A 14,921-nucleotide genomic window follows, 5' to 3' on the forward strand; every position below is an offset into this window, starting at 1 on the left:
ACAATGGCTCGCCCGCGCGAGCCCCGATGGCCCCGTCGCCTATCCTCGTAGGGCGACGGCTTTTGCCCGCGTTTCCAACGAAACGCGGGCTTTTTCTTTAACGGTCCAAAATGCGTTTCAGGCAGGCTTTGCGGCGCGCGTTTATGCTTCGGTTTTAACGTTTTACTGAAAAGAGGGAGAATCGCTCATGCAGGAAGTCGCCGTCGTCGCCATTTTCTTGGCCAAGCCGGGAAAGGAAGAAGAACTGAGGCAACTGGCGCAAGCCAACGTCGAGCCCACGCGTAAGGAGCGCGGCGCGCTTCAGTACGATCTGCATCAGGATATCAAGGAGCCGCGCCGCTTTATCTTCGTCGAGCGCTGGGAAAGCGAAGCCGCGCTCGCGGAGCACGGCAAGACGGCGCATATTCAGGCGTTTCGCGCGAAGTCGCCCGAGTTCGTCGAGCACGGCGAAGTGCACGTCGCGAGCAAGCTGGTCTGAGCGTGCGGCGCGGGCGGCGCGCCGTTAAGCGCAATCAATGCGTGGCTTGCGGGACGTCGAGAATGAGGATGATGGTCCAGTCCGCCTCGCCGTCATGGTGATACTGCCGTTCCGCGACGATAAACGGCTGCTGCTTGCCATCCGGTCCGAGAAAAAGCACGTCGCCTTCCATCGGCAGACATTCGATCGGCGGCAGCGCCAGGAACGCGTCCTTGTTCGCGTTGCGCGGCATCAGCTTTTCGATCTTGCGCGATGCCGCTTCGGTCCATTCGATATCGAGCTGAATATTGCTCATGCTGTCGTTCGCACGGTGAGTGCGCTCCACGGTTGAATCGTTGAAAAAGACGATGCGCAATGTAGCACACGCCGTGCTCGTTCCGTGGCGCGCGTCGCATGAAAAACGGCCCGCGGGCGTGAACCCGCGGGCCGTTTTTTCGTCACGCGAACGAATTGCGCGATCAGATTTCCTCGTACAGCGGCAGCGTCAGAAATTCGGTGAATTGCTCCGACGTCGACATCGTCTCGAAGATCTTCGCGGCGCGTTCGTAGGGCTTCGTGTCGCTGCCCGAGCCGCCGACGGTCGATTTCACTTTCTCCAGTTCGTCGATGGTGATTTCGCGCACCATCGCCGCCGTGACCTTGCGGCCGTCGTCGAGCTTGCCCTTCGGCGAGCGAATCCATTGCCACACTTGCGAGCGCGAAATTTCGGCGGTCGCGGCGTCTTCCATCAGGTTGTGGATCGGCACGCAGCCGTTGCCCGCGAGCCACGAACCGAGATAGTGGATGCCGACGTTCACGTTGTTGCGCAGGCCCGCTTCGGTGATCGGCGCTTCCGGGCGGAAATCGAGCAGATCGTGCGCGGTCACCAGCACGTCGTCGCGCTGCTTCTCGATCTGATTCGGCTTGTCGCCGAGCACCTTCACGAATTCTTCCATCGCGACCGGCACGAGTCCCGGATGCGCGACCCAGCCGCCGTCGTAGCCGTCGGTGGCGTCGCGGGCCTTGTCGGCGCGCACGCCGCCCATCGCCTTGTCGTTCGCGGCGGGGTCGTTCTTGATCGGAATCAGCGCGGCCATGCCGCCGATCGCCGGCGCATTGCGCTTGTGACACGTCTTCAGCAATTCGAGCGCGTAGGCGCGCATGAAGGGCACGGTCATCGTGATCTGCGAGCGGTCCGCGAGGCAGAAGTCCGGATCGTTCTTGAATTTCTTGATCGCCGAAAAGATGTAATCCCAGCGGCCCGCGTTGAGGCCGGAACTATGCTCGCGCAGTTCGTACAGGATTTCGTCCATCTCGAACGCGGCGAGGATGGTTTCGACGAGCACGGTCGCGCGAATCGTGCCGCGCGCAATGCCGATGCCTTCCTGCGCCGCGACGAAGATATCGTTCCACAGGCGCGCTTCGAGATGGCTTTCCATCTTCGGCAGATAGAAGTACGGGCCGCTGCCGCGCGCGATCAGCTCCTTCGCGTTGTGGAACAGGAACAGCGCGAAATCGAAGATGCCGCCGGAGACGCGCTGGCCATCGACGGTCACGTGCTTTTCGTCCAGATGCCAACCGCGCGGGCGCACGATCAGCGTCGCGACCTTGTCGTTCAGCTTGTACGACTTGCCGTTCTGCTCGAGCGAAATCGTGCGGCGCACGGCTTCCTTGAGATTGATCTGGCCGGTGATCTGGTTCTCCCAGACCGGCGCGTTCGAATCCTCGAAATCCGTCATGTACGAATCCGCGCCGGAGTTGAGCGCGTTGATGATCATCTTGCGCTCGACCGGACCCGTGATCTCCACGCGACGGCATTGCAGGTCCTTCGGCAGCGGCGCGACTTTCCAGTCGCCTTCGCGGATCGATTTCGTTTCTTCGAGAAAACCGGGGCGCTCGCCGGCATCGAGCCGCTTCGTGCGCTCGACGCGCGCGGCGAGCAATGCCTGGCGACGCGGCTCGAATTGACGATGCAGCTTCGCGACGAACGCGAGCGCATCGGGCGTGAGGATCGATTCGAAGCCGGGCTGGATATCGGCCGAGATTGCCATGCCTTCGGGAAGCGTCAGCGGATTCGACGGTTGTGTCATGAGTTTTCTCCTTGGTCGGTCAGACGGTTTTGCTATTGCAGTTGTACTTTCAATGCGATGTGCGCTTCACGCGCCTTCGATGAACGCGACGAGTTCGGTCATGTCGCGTCCGGTTCCATGCGGCGCGACGCCCAGATTTTCGAGAGGCAAAGCCGCGCGATTGATCCAGAACGTCGTGTAGCCGAACCACGTCGCGCCCGCGACGTCCCATCCGTTCGACGACACGAACACGATCTCGCGCGCCGCCGCGCGGGTCGCACCGAAGGCGCGCGTGCCGAGGTCGTACGCGGTCGCGGCGGGCTTGTAGGCGCGCACGGAATCGACCGAAAGAACGTGATCGAAGAGGCCCGACATGCCGGCGCTTTTCACGGCGATATCGAGCATCGGCGGATTGCCGTTCGAGAGAATCGCGAGCGGAAGGCCGAAACGGTCGCGGAGTGTCTTGAGCGCGGGCAGCGCGTCGGGGAACGCGGACAGACACGCGTATTCGTCCATCAGGCGCTTTTCGGCGATGCCCGTCAGCGATGACGCGAGACCGAGCCGCGCGGCCGCGTGGCGCAGCGCGTCGAGGGTGATGTCCCAGAACGGCGCGTAATGACTGCCGGACGGATCGGCGAGCGTGCGCAACTGCGTGTATTCGATCTGCTTCTGACGCCAGAGCTGCGAGAGCGCGTTTCCGTTGCCGGGGAAAAGCTGCTCGGCGGCAGCGATGACCGAATGGACATCGAAGAGCGTGCCGTAAGCGTCGAAGATGACTGCGCGGGGAGATGCGGACGAACCGGACGAAGTTGCGTGTGTCGTTATGGCCGACATAGCCGTGCGCTCCTGGAAGAGGTCAAGGTCGATTCTATTCGTGATCGAACTGATGGAAAAAGCATCGGAGAATCACTTGATCTTTTACTTTTTCATACCTAATCTGTGCGCAGGTCTTTCGTATCGACAAAGAAAACGCATGGATCGGTTCAAACAGATAGAGACGTTCGCGTCCGTCGCGGCCAAGGGCAGCCTCTCGGCGGCGGCGCAGGCGGAAGGCATTGCGCCGGCCGTGATCGGCAGGCGGCTGGATGCGCTGGAGGAGCGGCTCGGCGTCAAACTGCTCGTGCGCACGACGCGCAAGATCACGCTGACGTTCGAAGGCTCGGCGTTTCTCGAAGACTGTCAGCGCATCATCAACGACATGCAGAACGCGGAAGCGAGCGTGTCGGCGGGCGGCGTGAAGGCGAGCGGGCATCTGCGCGTGTCCGCGCCGGCGGGATTCGGGCGGCGTCATGTCGCACCGCTGGTGCCGAAATTCACGACGCTGCATCCGGATGTCTCCGTCAGCCTCGATCTCACCGACCGCATGGTCGATCTCGTCAACGAAGGTTTCGATTGCGCGGTGCGGCTGGGCGAACTGCCGGACTCGTCGCTCGTGTCGCTCAAGCTCGGCGAGAACCGGCGCGTGTGCGTGGCGTCGCCTGACTATCTCGCGAGGCGCGGCAAGCCTGCGGGGCTCGCATCGCTCTCGCATCACAATTGCCTGGCGCTGGGGGCATCGGCGAATCAGCAGCGCGGCTGGGTGTTCCAGCAAGACGGCAAGGTCGTGACGATCAAGGTGTCCGGCACGATGGAATGCTCCGACGGCGCGGTGCTCCACGAATGGTGTCTGGAGGGGCGCGGCCTCGCTTGGCGATCGTGGTGGGAAGTGGGCGCGGACATCCGCGCGGGACGGCTCGTGAGCGTGCTCGACGACTTCGCCGCACCGGCCATCGGCATCCACGCGGTGTTTCCACAGCGGCGGCATTTGCCTTTGCGGGTGCGGCTGTTCCTCGATCTGCTCAAGCATTCGTATCACGCTCCGGAGTATTGGGAAGAGTAGGCCATTCGGCTAGTTGATCGCGTGCGGAGTTCTGGTACACTTTCCTCACGAGTCGGGAGTGTTGACCATCAATCGATGCGCTTGAGCGTTTGTCTCACCTGGCTTGCCTATCTCAGAACGGGCTACCTTCGGGTAGCCCGTTTCTGTATCAGCGACTTTATTATGGATTCCTATGCATCTGCTATATCTCGATGATATCGGGTTCGGCCGCTGATCCTCACCAGCGGTATTTCGTGCTTGCCGGCGTTTGCGCATTCGAGCGCACCACTCACTGGATCGAACAAAAGCTCAATGCCATTGCGGCGCGTTTCGAGCCGGTCAACAGCCATCTGCTCGAACTGCACGGCTCGCCGATGCGTTCGGGCCGCGACGGCTGGAAGCGCTTTCCGCTGCAAGACCGTCTACAGGCGATCAAAGACGCGCTCCACGACTGCATTGCCGCACAGTCGCAGATCAATGTTCGGCTCTTCGGCGCGGTCATCACGAAAGCGTCGCTCGAAAAACAGGAAGCGGTCGAACTCGCGTTCGAGCAGCTTGCGAATCGTTTCGATCTGTTCCTGCTGCGTCGCTATCGGAAACATGGCGATGCCCAGCGCGGCCTCATCCTGTTCGACAAGTCATCGACCGAGCAGCGCGTGCAGACGCTGGCGCGCGAATTCAAGTACATCGGTCATACGTACGGCAAGACGCGCAACTATGCGGAAGTGCCGGTCTTTCTGGATTCGCGCTCGTCCCGCCTGATCCAGCTCGCCGACCTGGTTGCCTTCGCGCTCTTTCGGTTCCACGAATACGACGACCATCAGTTCTACGACATCATCAAGCACCGCTTCGACAGCGAGGGCGGCGTCAAGCATGGGCTCTACCTGTATCCGCCGGTCGAAGCGGCCAATGCATCGGAAGCTGTTGCGGAGTTCGCGGCCTGACTACAATGAAGTGGTGCCCCGACGTTCCGAAGGAGGACGCCATGTTCAAGCACATCCTCGTACCGACTGACGGCTCCGAGTTGTCGCAGAAAGCCATCGACGGCGCCATCGATCTCGCGCAGTCCGTCGGCGCGCGCATCACCGCTTATGCGTGCCTGCCTCAGTATCCATACTCGCCGTTCGCGGATGTCGCCGTCGAGCCGCCCGACGACTTCCACGCCCGTGCCGAACGCGAGGCGCGCGACCATCTGCGCGCCGTCGAACGTGCGGCGGAAGGGGCGGGCGTTCCATGCGCGAGCGTGACGAGCATCGAAGCCGCGCCGTACATCGGCATCATCGACGCGGCGGAGCAGAACGGCTGCGACGTCATCCTGATGGCTTCGCACGGCCGGCGCGGGCTCGGCAGCCTCCTGATCGGCAGCGAAACGCAACGCGTGCTCACGCACACCAAGATTCCCGTCATCGTCTACCGTTGACAAGCCGCATTTGTACAGCAGCGGCCGCGGCGCGCTCCCAACCCGCCGCGCCACGGCCGCCGCTTTCTTCACCGCTCTCCCTGATTCAGCCTGCGGTCACGCGGCTTCACGCCACTTTCTTGTCGAAGAACTGCTCGTCTTCCGTCGATCCGTGCAGCGCGGTCGTCGATGCGTCGCGCTCGACCGTCTGCGTGACCGCGTCGAAATAGCCGGTGCCCACTTCGCGCTGATGCTTCACCGCCGTGAAGCCCTTGTCGGCGGCGGCGAACTCGGCCTGCTGCAACTCGACGAACGCGCTCATCTGCGTGCGGGCGTAGCCGTGCGCGAGGTTGAACATCGAGTAGTTGAGCGCGTGGAAGCCCGCGAGCGTGATGAACTGGAACTTGTAGCCCATTGCGCCGAGTTCGCGCTGGAATTTGGCGATGGTCGCGTCGTCGAGATTTTTCTTCCAGTTGAACGACGGCGAGCAGTTGTACGACAGCAGCTTGCCCGGGAACTCCTTGTGGATCGCTTCGGCGAATTTCTTCGCGTACTCGAGATCCGGCTTGCCCGTTTCGCACCAGACGAGATCCGCGTACGGCGCGTAGGCGAGCCCGCGCGATACGGCCTGCTCCAGGCCCGGGCGCGTGCGATAGAAGCCTTCGACCGTGCGCTCGCCGGTGAGGAACGGCTTGTCGTTGTCGTCGACGTCGGACGTCACGAGGTCCGCGGCTTCGGCGTCGGTGCGCGCGACGAGCAGCGTCGGCGTGCCGCAGACGTCGGCGGCCAAACGCGCGGCCACCAGTTTCGCGACGTTTTCGCGCGTCGGCACGAGCACCTTGCCGCCCATGTGGCCGCACTTCTTGACCGACGCCAGTTGGTCCTCGAAGTGCACGCCTGCCGCGCCGGCTTCGATCATCGCCTTCATCAGTTCGAAGGCGTTGAGCACGCCGCCGAATCCCGCTTCGGCATCGGCGACGATCGGCGCGAAATAATCGACGTAGCCTTCATCGCCCGGATTCTTGCCTTCGGACCATTGAATCTGATCGGCGCGCGTGAACGTGTTGTTGATGCGCTTCACGACGAGCGGCACTGAGTTCGCCGGATACAGCGACTGGTCCGGATACATCTCGCCCGCGATGTTGGCGTCGCCGGCCACTTGCCAGCCGGACAAATAGATGGCCTTCAGGCCGGCCTTGACCTGCTGCATCGCCTGATTGCCGGTCAGCGCGCCGAGCGCGTTCACGAACGGCTCTTCCTGGATCAGCGACCACAGCTTTTCAGCGCCGCGTCGCGCGAGCGTGTGTTCGACAGGCACCGAGCCGCGCAGACGCACGACGTCTTCCGCCGAATATCCGCGTTTGATGCCTTTCCAGCGCGGATCGGTTTCCCATTGTTGATGAAGTTGCTGAGCTTGTTGTTGACGGGAGGTCATGGCGTTTCTCCTTGAAGATTGGCTGTACGACGAAACCTGGATCGCTACATCTCGCGACTTGAGCAGTGATGCGCCGGGTGGGGCGGTCTACGTTTGCTCAACTCTTATATAAGAGTGTAGGCGTGCGGCGAGTTTCGAAACAGCCTTCTCAAGCGAAACCGCGAAGCAATTTACCTTCGCAAAATCAATAACATATGGAATTGATTCCATATAGAGAAACGGCTTTTCCCATCCTGCAACCCGATTGGTTGTGCCTTGCAGCACCGCTTTTGCGACGCAAAAACGCGTTGCACATCGTGAAATCTTGGCGACGGACGAAAAAAAACCGATGCACGAGGCATCGGTTTCTTGTCTGCATCGGCGAGGCGGCGACTTGCACCGCCTCGAAGCTCGCGCTTCTTCGCCTGATCAGTTGCCGCGGCGGGGCGCGCGCGGGCCGTCGTTGCGGCGTGCGCTGTAGCCGTCGCGCTGGCCGCCGTAACCGCCGTCACGATTGCCGCCGCGATAACCGCCTTCACGGTCGCCGCTGCCGCTGCCGCTGCTCGCGCCGCGATAGCCGCCGTCACGATAACCGCCTTCGCGCGATCCGGTGCTCGGCTTGTTGCCGTAGCCGCTTGCGTTGCCCGGACCGTAGCTACGGCCACCGCCATTGCCGCTACCGAAGCGGCGACCGCCGCCATTACCGCCGCCCGGACGGCCGCGACCGCCAAAACCGGTCTTGGGCGGCGACTTGCGCGGCTCGAAACCAGCGACGACGTTGACCGGCAGCGGCGCGCGCACGAAGCGCTCGATACGCTTCAGCGCACCCGTTTCGGCGTGATGCACGAGGCTCACCGCGATGCCGCTGCGTCCCGCGCGACCCGTGCGGCCGATGCGGTGCACGTAGTCTTCCGCGAACTTCGGCAGGTCGTAGTTGAAGACGTGCGTGATGCCGGGAATATCGATACCGCGCGCGGCGACATCGGTTGCGACCAGCACGCGCACGCGACGCTCACGCAGCGCGCGAATCGTACGGTTGCGCGCGCCTTGCGGCAGGTCGCCGTGCAGCGCGGCGGATTCGAAGCCCGCGTCGGCAAGACGATTCGCGATCAGATCGGCGTCGCTCTTCGTCGCGGTGAAAACGATGGCCTGATCGAGATCGTTGTCGCGCAGAAGGTGATCGAGCAGGCGATCCTTGTGATCGCGGTCATCGACGTAATGCACGGTTTGCGCGATGTTGCTGCGCGCTTCGAGCTTCTGCACGATCTCGATGCGCTCCGGGTCCTTCAGGAGACGGCCCGTGAGCGACGAAATCTTGCCGTCGATGGTTGCCGAGAAGAGCAGCGTCTGACGCGTGGCCGGCGTGGCGGCGACGATCGTCTCGATGTCTTCGATGAAGCCCATGTCCAGCATGCGGTCGGCTTCGTCGAGCACGAGCATGTTGAGGTTCGACAGATCGATGCGGCCGCGCTCGAGATGGTCGATCAGACGGCCCGGCGTTGCAACGAGGATTTCAGGGTTCTTCGCGAGCAGCATCAATTGCTGGCCATACGCGACGCCGCCCAGAATGCTCACCGTGCGCAGACGGCGCAGGTGACGGCCGTACGTGGTCGCGGCGGCGGAGACTTGCATCGCGAGTTCGCGCGTCGGCGTGAGCACGAGCAGTTGCGGACGTGCGACCGGCTGCGGACGGCGGCCGGGACGCGCGTTCGGATCACGCGGCTGACGCGGCTGCTGTGCCTGGAGCTTTTCCAGTTGCGCGAATTTTTCGATGGCCGGCAGCATGAACGCCGCGGTCTTGCCGGAGCCGGTCGGGCTCGACACGAGCAAATCGCGGCCGGCGAGCGCGGCGGGAATCGCGCGCTGCTGCACGGGCGTGGGCGACTGATAGCCGGCGGCGGTCAGTGCGGAGACGATGTCGGCGGAAAGGCCGAGCGATTCGAACGTCGGGCCGGCGGGCGCTTCGACGGCCGGGGCGGCGGCGACTGCCACTGCTGCGTCTGCCGTGGTGTCGTCTTTGACGGGGATGATGCCAAGCGTTTGTGCTGCAATATTGTCCAACGGGCTGGGGGTGATACTCGAAGTCATGTCGATCCTTGAAGCGGAAGATAAGGCGTCGGCGCCAATCGGCATACCCAAGTCGTTGGATTCAGCGAGCGAAGAAACAGCGAGCAAATCGAAAAACGGGGGCTACTCGCGCAAACAGACGGCGAGCATTGTTGTTAGAAGCTGTATCGGATACGGCAGGCTCGGGGAGCGCTGACGTCAGCCTGATGCATGATTGGCCGGGAAACAGACAGCGCATGAATCTGCGCTACGGCCTAGCAGGGAAGGGACAGTTTCTAAACTGGATTGGAGCGAAACGCTACGAAGCGTCTTGCCATGCACCGCATGCTTTGAAGCACGCGGCTCACAGTCAACGCTTAAGCGCCAGTATATCGGAATTTGCTGCACCGCGCCACATATTGACGCATTTCCGCGCCACCAAAGGGCATCGGCGGCGCGGGGAACGAGCGTGCGCGCGTCAGTTCGCGTCGCCGCGCTTCAGCGACTCGACGAGTTCGACGTAATGCTGCTTCGCCGTATCGGCGGGCGTGCCTTTCAGCGCGGACCACGCTTCGTATTTGTATTTCCCGGCGATATCGGTGAAACCCGGCTTTTCGCCTTCCACGTCGCCGACGCTCGCCTGCTTGAAGAGCGCATAAAGCCGCAGCAAAGTGAGATTGCCGGGGCGCTCGGGCAACTGCTTCACGTCGTTCTGGGCCTGGGCGAATTGCTGCTCGATGTCGGTCATGCGCGTGTCCTTTGCATCGTGAAGAGATCTGGAAGGGCCGACGATCTTAGCAAGCGGTGCGCGCTTCGCCTGTCGAGGCTCTCCTCGAATCGAGGCGCCGGACGTGGCTTTCGGACCGCATCGACGGTGAACGAGGGGCGAAAGCATCGCAAGTCCCGCATTACAATACCGGCTATGACACGCACCGCACGCACCGTACTGCTCGCCCTCGATACTTCGACGGAATTCTGCTCCGTCGCGCTTCTGCTCGACGATCCCGCCGCGCAGCCACCTTTGCACTCAGCGCCTCATTTCCAAACCGGCGACACGCGCGTGTGGTTTCGCCACGAAGCGACCGGTGCGGTATCGAGCACGCGCCTTCTGCCCGCCGTGCGCGAATTGCTCGATGAAGCCGGCCTCGCGCTCGCCGACTGCAACGCCATCGCGTTCGGCGCCGGGCCGGGCTCGTTCACGGGCCTTCGCACCGCGACGGGTGTCGCGCAAGGGCTTGCATTCGGGCTGAACGTGCCGGTCGTGCCGGTGAGTACGCTGCTCGCCTGCGCCGAGGCTGCGCGTCTTACAGACTCGTCGCTGCCGCCGCGTGTGCTCGCGGCGCTCGATGCGCGCATGGACGAGGTGTACTGGGCCGATTACGAATATCGATCCGATGCCGCCGATGCCGATGCCGATTGGCGCGTCGTGCATCCCGCATCGCTGGATGCGCCCGCCGCGCTGCCGCTTCCCGATGCGCCGTTCGCGCTCGTCGGCAACGCGGCGGCGGCGTTCGGCGATCAATTGCCGGCGCTCGCCGCTGCCGCGCGCGTCGACAGTGAAGCGCTGCCGCATGCATTGCCCGTCGCTCTGCTGGGTCTGCGTGCGTTGCGGGGCGGCCGAGCCGTCGCACCGGAACTGGCCGCGCCCGATTACGTGCGCAACAAGGTCGCGCAGACTACCGCCGAGCGCATGGAAGCGCGCGCCGCCGCAGGCAAGGGCAGCGCGGACGCCGCCCCCGAGGAGGCGCTTCGGTGAGCGGCGTGCTGCTCACGGATCGGTATCTGACGGCGATGACCGAAGCCGATCTCGATGAAGTCGCCGCCGTCGAAAAGCTCGCATACGAGTTTCCGTGGAGTCGCGGCAATTTTCAGGATTCGCTGCGCAATGGCTACTACGGCGTATGCCTGCGTCATGTGACGGGGACGCTCGTCGGCTATTGCGTGCTGATGCCGGTCGTCGACGAAATGCATTTGCTGAACCTGTGCGTCGCGCCGGCCGCCCAGCGCGCGGGCGCGGGACTCACGCTCCTGCGCGAAGCGGTGCGGATTTCGCGCGCCGAGAAGCTCGACGGCATGTTGCTCGAAGTGCGGCCGTCGAATCCGCGCGCCATTCAGCTTTACGAGCGCTTCGGTTTCACGGCGATCGGGCGTCGAAAGAACTATTACCCCGCGCGGCATCGGGCGCGCGAGGACGCAATCGTCATGCGTCTGTCGTTCAAGGAGAGTGCGCATGGCGCTCGATGAATTGCTGGTCGAGGAACTCGGCTTCGGGCCGGTTTGGGTGCGGCGGGGGACTGTCGCTGCGGATGTCGAAGCGCCTGCCACGTCGGCGTCGGCGTCGGCGTTGCGAGACGAATCTGAGTCTTTGCCGACGGTCGCGCGTGCTCCGACGCCATCGCCCGACAAAGCGCCGAGCGTCGTAAGCGCCGCAGCCGACCCGAACGCCGCCGAAACGCCGCAGCCGGTACTGCATCCGCGCGCCGACGACGCATCGGCCGACAAGCGCGAGCCCGCCGCATCGCCGCAGGATTTCGACGCGCCGCCCTTCGAGGCCTATGACGACCTCCCGTGGACCGACGACGCGCCGCATTTCCAGCCGCCCGCCGCGCAGGAACCCGCCGACGACATCCGCACGCTCGACTGGACTTCGCTCGCCGAACGCGTCGCCGGTTGCGAGCGATGCCGCCTCTGCGAGCGTCGCACGAACACGGTCTTCGGCGTCGGCGACCGCGAGGCCGACTGGATGCTGATCGGCGAAGCGCCCGGCGAGAACGAGGACAAGCTGGGCGAGCCGTTCGTCGGGCAGGCGGGCAAGCTGCTCGACAACATGCTGCGTTCGCTTTCGCTGTCGCGCGAATCGAACGTGTTCATCGCCAACGTGATCAAGTGCCGGCCGCCCGGCAACCGCAATCCCGAACCCGAGGAAGTCGCGCGCTGCGAGCCGTATCTGCAGCGTCAGGTCGAACTCGTGAAGCCCAAGGTGATCGTCGCGCTCGGGCGCTTCGCCGCACAGAGCCTGTTGCAGAGCGAGGGAAGCATCGCGTCGCTGCGCGGGCGCGTGCACGAGTATCGCGGCGTGCCGGTCATCGTCACGTATCACCCGGCGTATCTGCTGCGCAGCCTGCCCGACAAGGCGAAAGCCTGGGCCGATCTGTGCCTCGCCCGCAAGACGTATCAGGACGCGCTCGCCGCGCTCGGCGTGGTCAGCGTACAGCCCGGAGCCGGGAAGGGCGCACGGGGATGATCGCGCTGTCGCGTCTCATCGATCGATTCGAGGACGCGACCGTGCGCGATCTGGCGTGGCTGCTCTTCGCGCCCGATCTTCTGCGCGCCGATGATGCCGGCGCGGCGCTCGCGCAGCCGTTCGCATCCGGCGAAGAGCGCGACGCCACGCTCGCCTGGCTGCAGACGCTCGACAGCGCGCCCGATCCGATTCACGTCCGCTCGCGCAATCCCAAGTCCACGCGCCTCGGCATTTATGCCGAAAGCCTGCTCGAATTCTTCCTCGCGCACGGTCCGGCCGCGCGGCTGATCGCGGCGAACGTGCCGTTGCGACGCCAGCGCCGCACCATCGGCGAATGCGATTTTCTGCTGCAAACAGCCGGCGGCGCGCGGCAGCATTGGGAACTGGCCGTGAAGTTCTATCTGCATATCGGCGATGGCGCGTCGCGCGCCGCGCGCCTCTCGGATTATGTCGGCCCGAATCTGCAGGATCGCTTCGATCTGAAGCACGCGCGGCTCCTGACGCATCAGCTCGGGCTGACGTCGCGCGCGGAGTTCGCGGCGCTCGGGCTCGACGGGCCGTGGGACGCGCAATTGTTCATCAAGGGCCGGCTTTTTTATCACGACGATGCCGTTCTGCCCGCGCCCGAAGTCGGCGAGCGGCATTTGCGCGGCTGGTGGCTGACGGCGTCGGAATGGGGCGAGCGCAACGACGCCATCGACGACGCCCGCGCGTGGGTCGTGCAGCCGCGCATGGCGTGGCTCGCGTCGCGCCGCCTGCACGCCGACGACGCCGAATCGCTCGTGGCCGAAGCCGCCGGGATCCACGCGGGCTTGCGCGCGATCGCGCAGCCGACGATGGTCGCGTCCTACGTGCGCGACGACGCAGGCGGCTGGACCGAGGAGTCGCGCGGCTTCATCGTGCCGGACGACTGGCCGGAGCGCGCGCGGGCGTTCGCCGCTGCCGCGCTGTGACGGCCGTCCGAATCACCACCATCGATAAAAATGATGCACCGGCCCGACGCCGTGCCCGACATCGAGCCGCGCGCTGGCTTCGATCGCGCCGGTGAGGTAGCGCTTGGCCTCGGCGGTGGCGCTGGCCAGATCGCTGGTTTGCGGGATCAGCGCCGCGATCGCCGACGACAACGTGCAGCCCGTCCCGTGCGTATTCCTGAGCGCGATGCGCGGGCTCGACAACCTGAGCGCGCCCGCCGTCTCGATAAGCCAGTCCGGACTATCCGGCGATGCGAGATGGCCGCCCTTCATCAGCACCGCGCGCGCGCCCGCGGCGAGCAGCGCTTCGCCCTGGCGCACCATCGCGTCTTCGTCGGGGGCGGCTTCCACGCCGAGCAAAGCCGCCGCTTCCGGCAGATTCGGCGTGACGAGCGTCGCGAGCGGCAGCAGTTCGTCGCGCAGCGCGGCGACCGCTTCGGGCGCGAGCAGCGCGTGATTGCTTTTCGAGATCATCACGGTGTCCAGCACGACATGCGCCGGGCGATGCCGCCGCAACGCATCGGCGACCGCGCGCACGATGCCCGCGTTCGCGAGCATGCCGATCTTCACAGCGTCGATGCGTATGTCGTCGAACACGGCGTCCAACTGCGCCGTGACGAACGCCGGCTCGGGCGCGTGGACCGCCGTGACGCCGCGCGTGTTCTGCGCGGTCAGCGCCGTGATGACGCTCGCGCCGTACGCGCCGAGCGCCGAGAACGCCTTCAGGTCGGCCTGAATGCCCGCGCCGCCGCCGGAATCTGAACCGGCGATCGTGAGCACGTTGGGGATGGGTTTCGTCGATGTCATCGGAAAAATCAGGATTGAGCGCGGATGATCGTCGCGTGCAGCGCCGCCGACGCGTCTCGCGGATTCGCGGCCTTGCAGATCGCGGATACGACCGCCAGGCCCGCCGGTTTCGCGCGCATCACGTCGGCGGCGTTGTGCGCCTGAATGCCGCCGATCGCGACGGTCGGAAAGCGCGCCGCCTGGCACATCGCGGCGAGGCCGTCGATGCCGCAGGGCGCGGACGCGTCGGTCTTGGTGGGCGTCGCGTAGACCGGCCCCGCGCCGAGATAATCGACGACGCCTTGCAGCCGGTTCGCCTCCGCCACTTCCGCGAGATTCGACACCGACAAGCCGATCAGCGCATCCGGTCCCATCAGCCGCCGCGCGACGTCCGCGGGCAGATCGCGCTGGCCGACGTGCACGCCATCGGCGCCGGCGGCGAGCGCAATGTCCACGTGATCGTCGATGACGAGCGGCACGCCGTGCGCGCGCGTGATCGGCAGGAGATCGGCCGCGAGCGCGAGCCACGCGCGCTTGTGCCACTCGGGCGCGCGCAGTTGCACGACGGTCGCGCCGCCTTCCAGCGCCGCCCGCGCGACGGCGAGCGCGGCATCGTGACCGCCGCACTGCACGGGATCGAGCACGAGGTAGAGCGAAAGATCGAATGAATCGCGCAT

16 protein-coding genes are annotated in these 14,921 nt (G+C 64.7%); 8 read left to right on the plus strand and 8 right to left on the minus strand.

Annotation, left to right across the window (positions count from 1 at the left end; all coding sequences use genetic code 11):
* Positions 1 to 187 precede the first annotated feature (187 nt).
* Entirely contained in the window at positions 188 to 478 is a 291-nt protein-coding gene (locus tag NCR39_RS05760) for a putative quinol monooxygenase (protein ID WP_250451239.1), read from the plus strand.
* A gap of 34 nt (positions 479 to 512) precedes the next feature.
* Here NCR39_RS05760 and NCR39_RS05765 read toward each other — a convergent pair whose 3' ends face one another.
* From NCR39_RS05765 to NCR39_RS05775, 3 genes are all read right to left on the minus strand, one after another.
* Entirely contained in the window at positions 513 to 773 is a 261-nt protein-coding gene (locus NCR39_RS05765) for a hypothetical protein (RefSeq protein WP_040049529.1), read from the minus strand.
* A gap of 163 nt (positions 774 to 936) precedes the next feature.
* Positions 937 to 2,547: a malate synthase A gene (gene aceB / locus NCR39_RS05770; protein WP_250451240.1), complete on the minus strand. Its 1,611-nt coding sequence runs from the start codon at positions 2,545 to 2,547 to the stop codon at positions 937 to 939.
* 66 nt (positions 2,548 to 2,613) lie between these two features.
* Complete coding sequence (locus NCR39_RS05775) at positions 2,614 to 3,360, minus strand: haloacid dehalogenase type II (RefSeq protein ID WP_250451241.1); 747 nt, start codon at positions 3,358 to 3,360, stop codon at positions 2,614 to 2,616.
* A gap of 139 nt (positions 3,361 to 3,499) precedes the next feature.
* On the opposite strand from NCR39_RS05775, the gene NCR39_RS05780 reads away from it, so the two are divergent.
* From NCR39_RS05780 to NCR39_RS05790, 3 genes are all read left to right on the plus strand, one after another.
* The gene (locus tag NCR39_RS05780; protein ID WP_250451243.1) at positions 3,500 to 4,405 is read left to right on the plus strand and encodes a LysR family transcriptional regulator; all 906 of its coding nucleotides are present in this window, start codon (positions 3,500 to 3,502) and stop codon (positions 4,403 to 4,405) included.
* 191 nt (positions 4,406 to 4,596) lie between these two features.
* Positions 4,597 to 5,328 carry a DUF3800 domain-containing protein gene (locus NCR39_RS05785; protein ID WP_284507088.1) on the plus strand — a complete coding sequence of 244 codons (732 nt, stop codon included), beginning with the start codon at positions 4,597 to 4,599 and terminating at the stop codon, positions 5,326 to 5,328.
* A gap of 41 nt (positions 5,329 to 5,369) precedes the next feature.
* Positions 5,370 to 5,804, plus strand: a complete 435-nt coding sequence (locus NCR39_RS05790; protein WP_250451246.1) for a universal stress protein — start codon at positions 5,370 to 5,372, stop codon at positions 5,802 to 5,804.
* 106 nt (positions 5,805 to 5,910) lie between these two features.
* Here the strand turns inward: NCR39_RS05790 and aceA are convergent, their stop codons facing one another.
* The 3 genes from aceA to NCR39_RS05805 form a co-directional block, all read right to left on the minus strand.
* On the minus strand, positions 5,911 to 7,218 hold the full coding sequence (gene aceA, locus NCR39_RS05795; RefSeq protein WP_250451247.1) for an isocitrate lyase: 1,308 nt from the start codon (positions 7,216 to 7,218) through the stop codon (positions 5,911 to 5,913).
* A 408-nt stretch (positions 7,219 to 7,626) separates the two neighbouring features.
* The gene (locus tag NCR39_RS05800; RefSeq protein ID WP_250451248.1) at positions 7,627 to 9,285 is read right to left on the minus strand and encodes a DEAD/DEAH box helicase; all 1,659 of its coding nucleotides are present in this window, start codon (positions 9,283 to 9,285) and stop codon (positions 7,627 to 7,629) included.
* A gap of 436 nt (positions 9,286 to 9,721) precedes the next feature.
* A complete protein-coding gene (locus NCR39_RS05805; RefSeq protein WP_250451249.1) occupies positions 9,722 to 9,991 on the minus strand; it encodes an acyl-CoA-binding protein in 270 nt (89 codons plus the stop codon).
* A 174-nt stretch (positions 9,992 to 10,165) separates the two neighbouring features.
* Here NCR39_RS05805 and tsaB point away from each other — a divergent pair, with 174 nt between their 5' ends.
* Genes tsaB through NCR39_RS05825 form a run of 4 tightly spaced genes read left to right on the plus strand, consistent with a single transcriptional unit; the run spans position 10,166 to position 13,440 of the window.
* Positions 10,166 to 10,999 carry a tRNA (adenosine(37)-N6)-threonylcarbamoyltransferase complex dimerization subunit type 1 TsaB gene (gene tsaB / locus NCR39_RS05810; RefSeq protein ID WP_250451250.1) on the plus strand — a complete coding sequence of 278 codons (834 nt, stop codon included), beginning with the start codon at positions 10,166 to 10,168 and terminating at the stop codon, positions 10,997 to 10,999.
* Positions 10,996 to 11,487, plus strand: coding sequence for a ribosomal protein S18-alanine N-acetyltransferase (rimI, locus tag NCR39_RS05815; RefSeq protein WP_250451251.1), 492 nt, complete (start codon positions 10,996 to 10,998; stop codon positions 11,485 to 11,487). The genes tsaB and rimI overlap by 4 nt, the downstream gene beginning before the upstream one ends.
* Positions 11,474 to 12,487: a uracil-DNA glycosylase gene (locus NCR39_RS05820; RefSeq protein ID WP_250451252.1), complete on the plus strand. Its 1,014-nt coding sequence runs from the start codon at positions 11,474 to 11,476 to the stop codon at positions 12,485 to 12,487. The genes rimI and NCR39_RS05820 overlap by 14 nt, the downstream gene beginning before the upstream one ends.
* Complete coding sequence (locus NCR39_RS05825; RefSeq protein ID WP_250451254.1) at positions 12,484 to 13,440, plus strand: DUF1853 family protein; 957 nt, start codon at positions 12,484 to 12,486, stop codon at positions 13,438 to 13,440. The genes NCR39_RS05820 and NCR39_RS05825 overlap by 4 nt, the downstream gene beginning before the upstream one ends.
* Positions 13,441 to 13,452: 12 nt before the next feature.
* Here the strand turns inward: NCR39_RS05825 and thiD are convergent, their stop codons facing one another.
* Both thiD and thiE read right to left on the minus strand, forming a co-directional pair.
* On the minus strand, positions 13,453 to 14,265 hold the full coding sequence (gene thiD / locus NCR39_RS05830) for a bifunctional hydroxymethylpyrimidine kinase/phosphomethylpyrimidine kinase (protein ID WP_250451256.1): 813 nt from the start codon (positions 14,263 to 14,265) through the stop codon (positions 13,453 to 13,455).
* Positions 14,266 to 14,273: 8 nt separating this feature from the next.
* On the minus strand, positions 14,274 to 14,921 hold the full coding sequence (gene thiE, locus NCR39_RS05835; protein ID WP_250451257.1) for a thiamine phosphate synthase: 648 nt from the start codon (positions 14,919 to 14,921) through the stop codon (positions 14,274 to 14,276).

Origin of the sequence: Caballeronia sp. ATUFL_M2_KS44, assembly GCF_023630965.1 — a bacterium.
Taxonomy (GTDB): domain Bacteria; phylum Pseudomonadota; class Gammaproteobacteria; order Burkholderiales; family Burkholderiaceae; genus Caballeronia; species Caballeronia concitans.

Bases quoted from the DNA above. Each gene is read 5' to 3' on its own strand.
- NCR39_RS05825 (WP_250451254.1), top strand. From the start codon at position 12,484: ATGATCGCGCTGTCGCGTCTCATCGATCGATTCGAGGACGCGACCGTG.
- NCR39_RS05760 (WP_250451239.1), top strand. From the start codon at position 188: ATGCAGGAAGTCGCCGTCGTCGCCATTTTCTTGGCCAAGCCGGGAAAG.
- NCR39_RS05775 (WP_250451241.1), bottom strand. From the start codon at position 3,360: ATGTCGGCCATAACGACACACGCAACTTCGTCCGGTTCGTCCGCATCT.
- NCR39_RS05820 (WP_250451252.1), top strand. From the start codon at position 11,474: ATGGCGCTCGATGAATTGCTGGTCGAGGAACTCGGCTTCGGGCCGGTT.
- aceB (WP_250451240.1), bottom strand. From the start codon at position 2,547: ATGACACAACCGTCGAATCCGCTGACGCTTCCCGAAGGCATGGCAATC.
- thiE (WP_250451257.1), bottom strand. From the start codon at position 14,921: ATGCGCGATTCATTCGATCTTTCGCTCTACCTCGTGCTCGATCCCGTG.
- NCR39_RS05790 (WP_250451246.1), top strand. From the start codon at position 5,370: ATGTTCAAGCACATCCTCGTACCGACTGACGGCTCCGAGTTGTCGCAG.
- NCR39_RS05780 (WP_250451243.1), top strand. From the start codon at position 3,500: ATGGATCGGTTCAAACAGATAGAGACGTTCGCGTCCGTCGCGGCCAAG.
- NCR39_RS05785 (WP_284507088.1), top strand. From the start codon at position 4,597: ATGATATCGGGTTCGGCCGCTGATCCTCACCAGCGGTATTTCGTGCTT.
- NCR39_RS05765 (WP_040049529.1), bottom strand. From the start codon at position 773: ATGAGCAATATTCAGCTCGATATCGAATGGACCGAAGCGGCATCGCGC.
- aceA (WP_250451247.1), bottom strand. From the start codon at position 7,218: ATGACCTCCCGTCAACAACAAGCTCAGCAACTTCATCAACAATGGGAA.
- NCR39_RS05805 (WP_250451249.1), bottom strand. From the start codon at position 9,991: ATGACCGACATCGAGCAGCAATTCGCCCAGGCCCAGAACGACGTGAAG.
- NCR39_RS05800 (WP_250451248.1), bottom strand. From the start codon at position 9,285: ATGACTTCGAGTATCACCCCCAGCCCGTTGGACAATATTGCAGCACAA.
- thiD (WP_250451256.1), bottom strand. From the start codon at position 14,265: ATGACATCGACGAAACCCATCCCCAACGTGCTCACGATCGCCGGTTCA.
- tsaB (WP_250451250.1), top strand. From the start codon at position 10,166: ATGACACGCACCGCACGCACCGTACTGCTCGCCCTCGATACTTCGACG.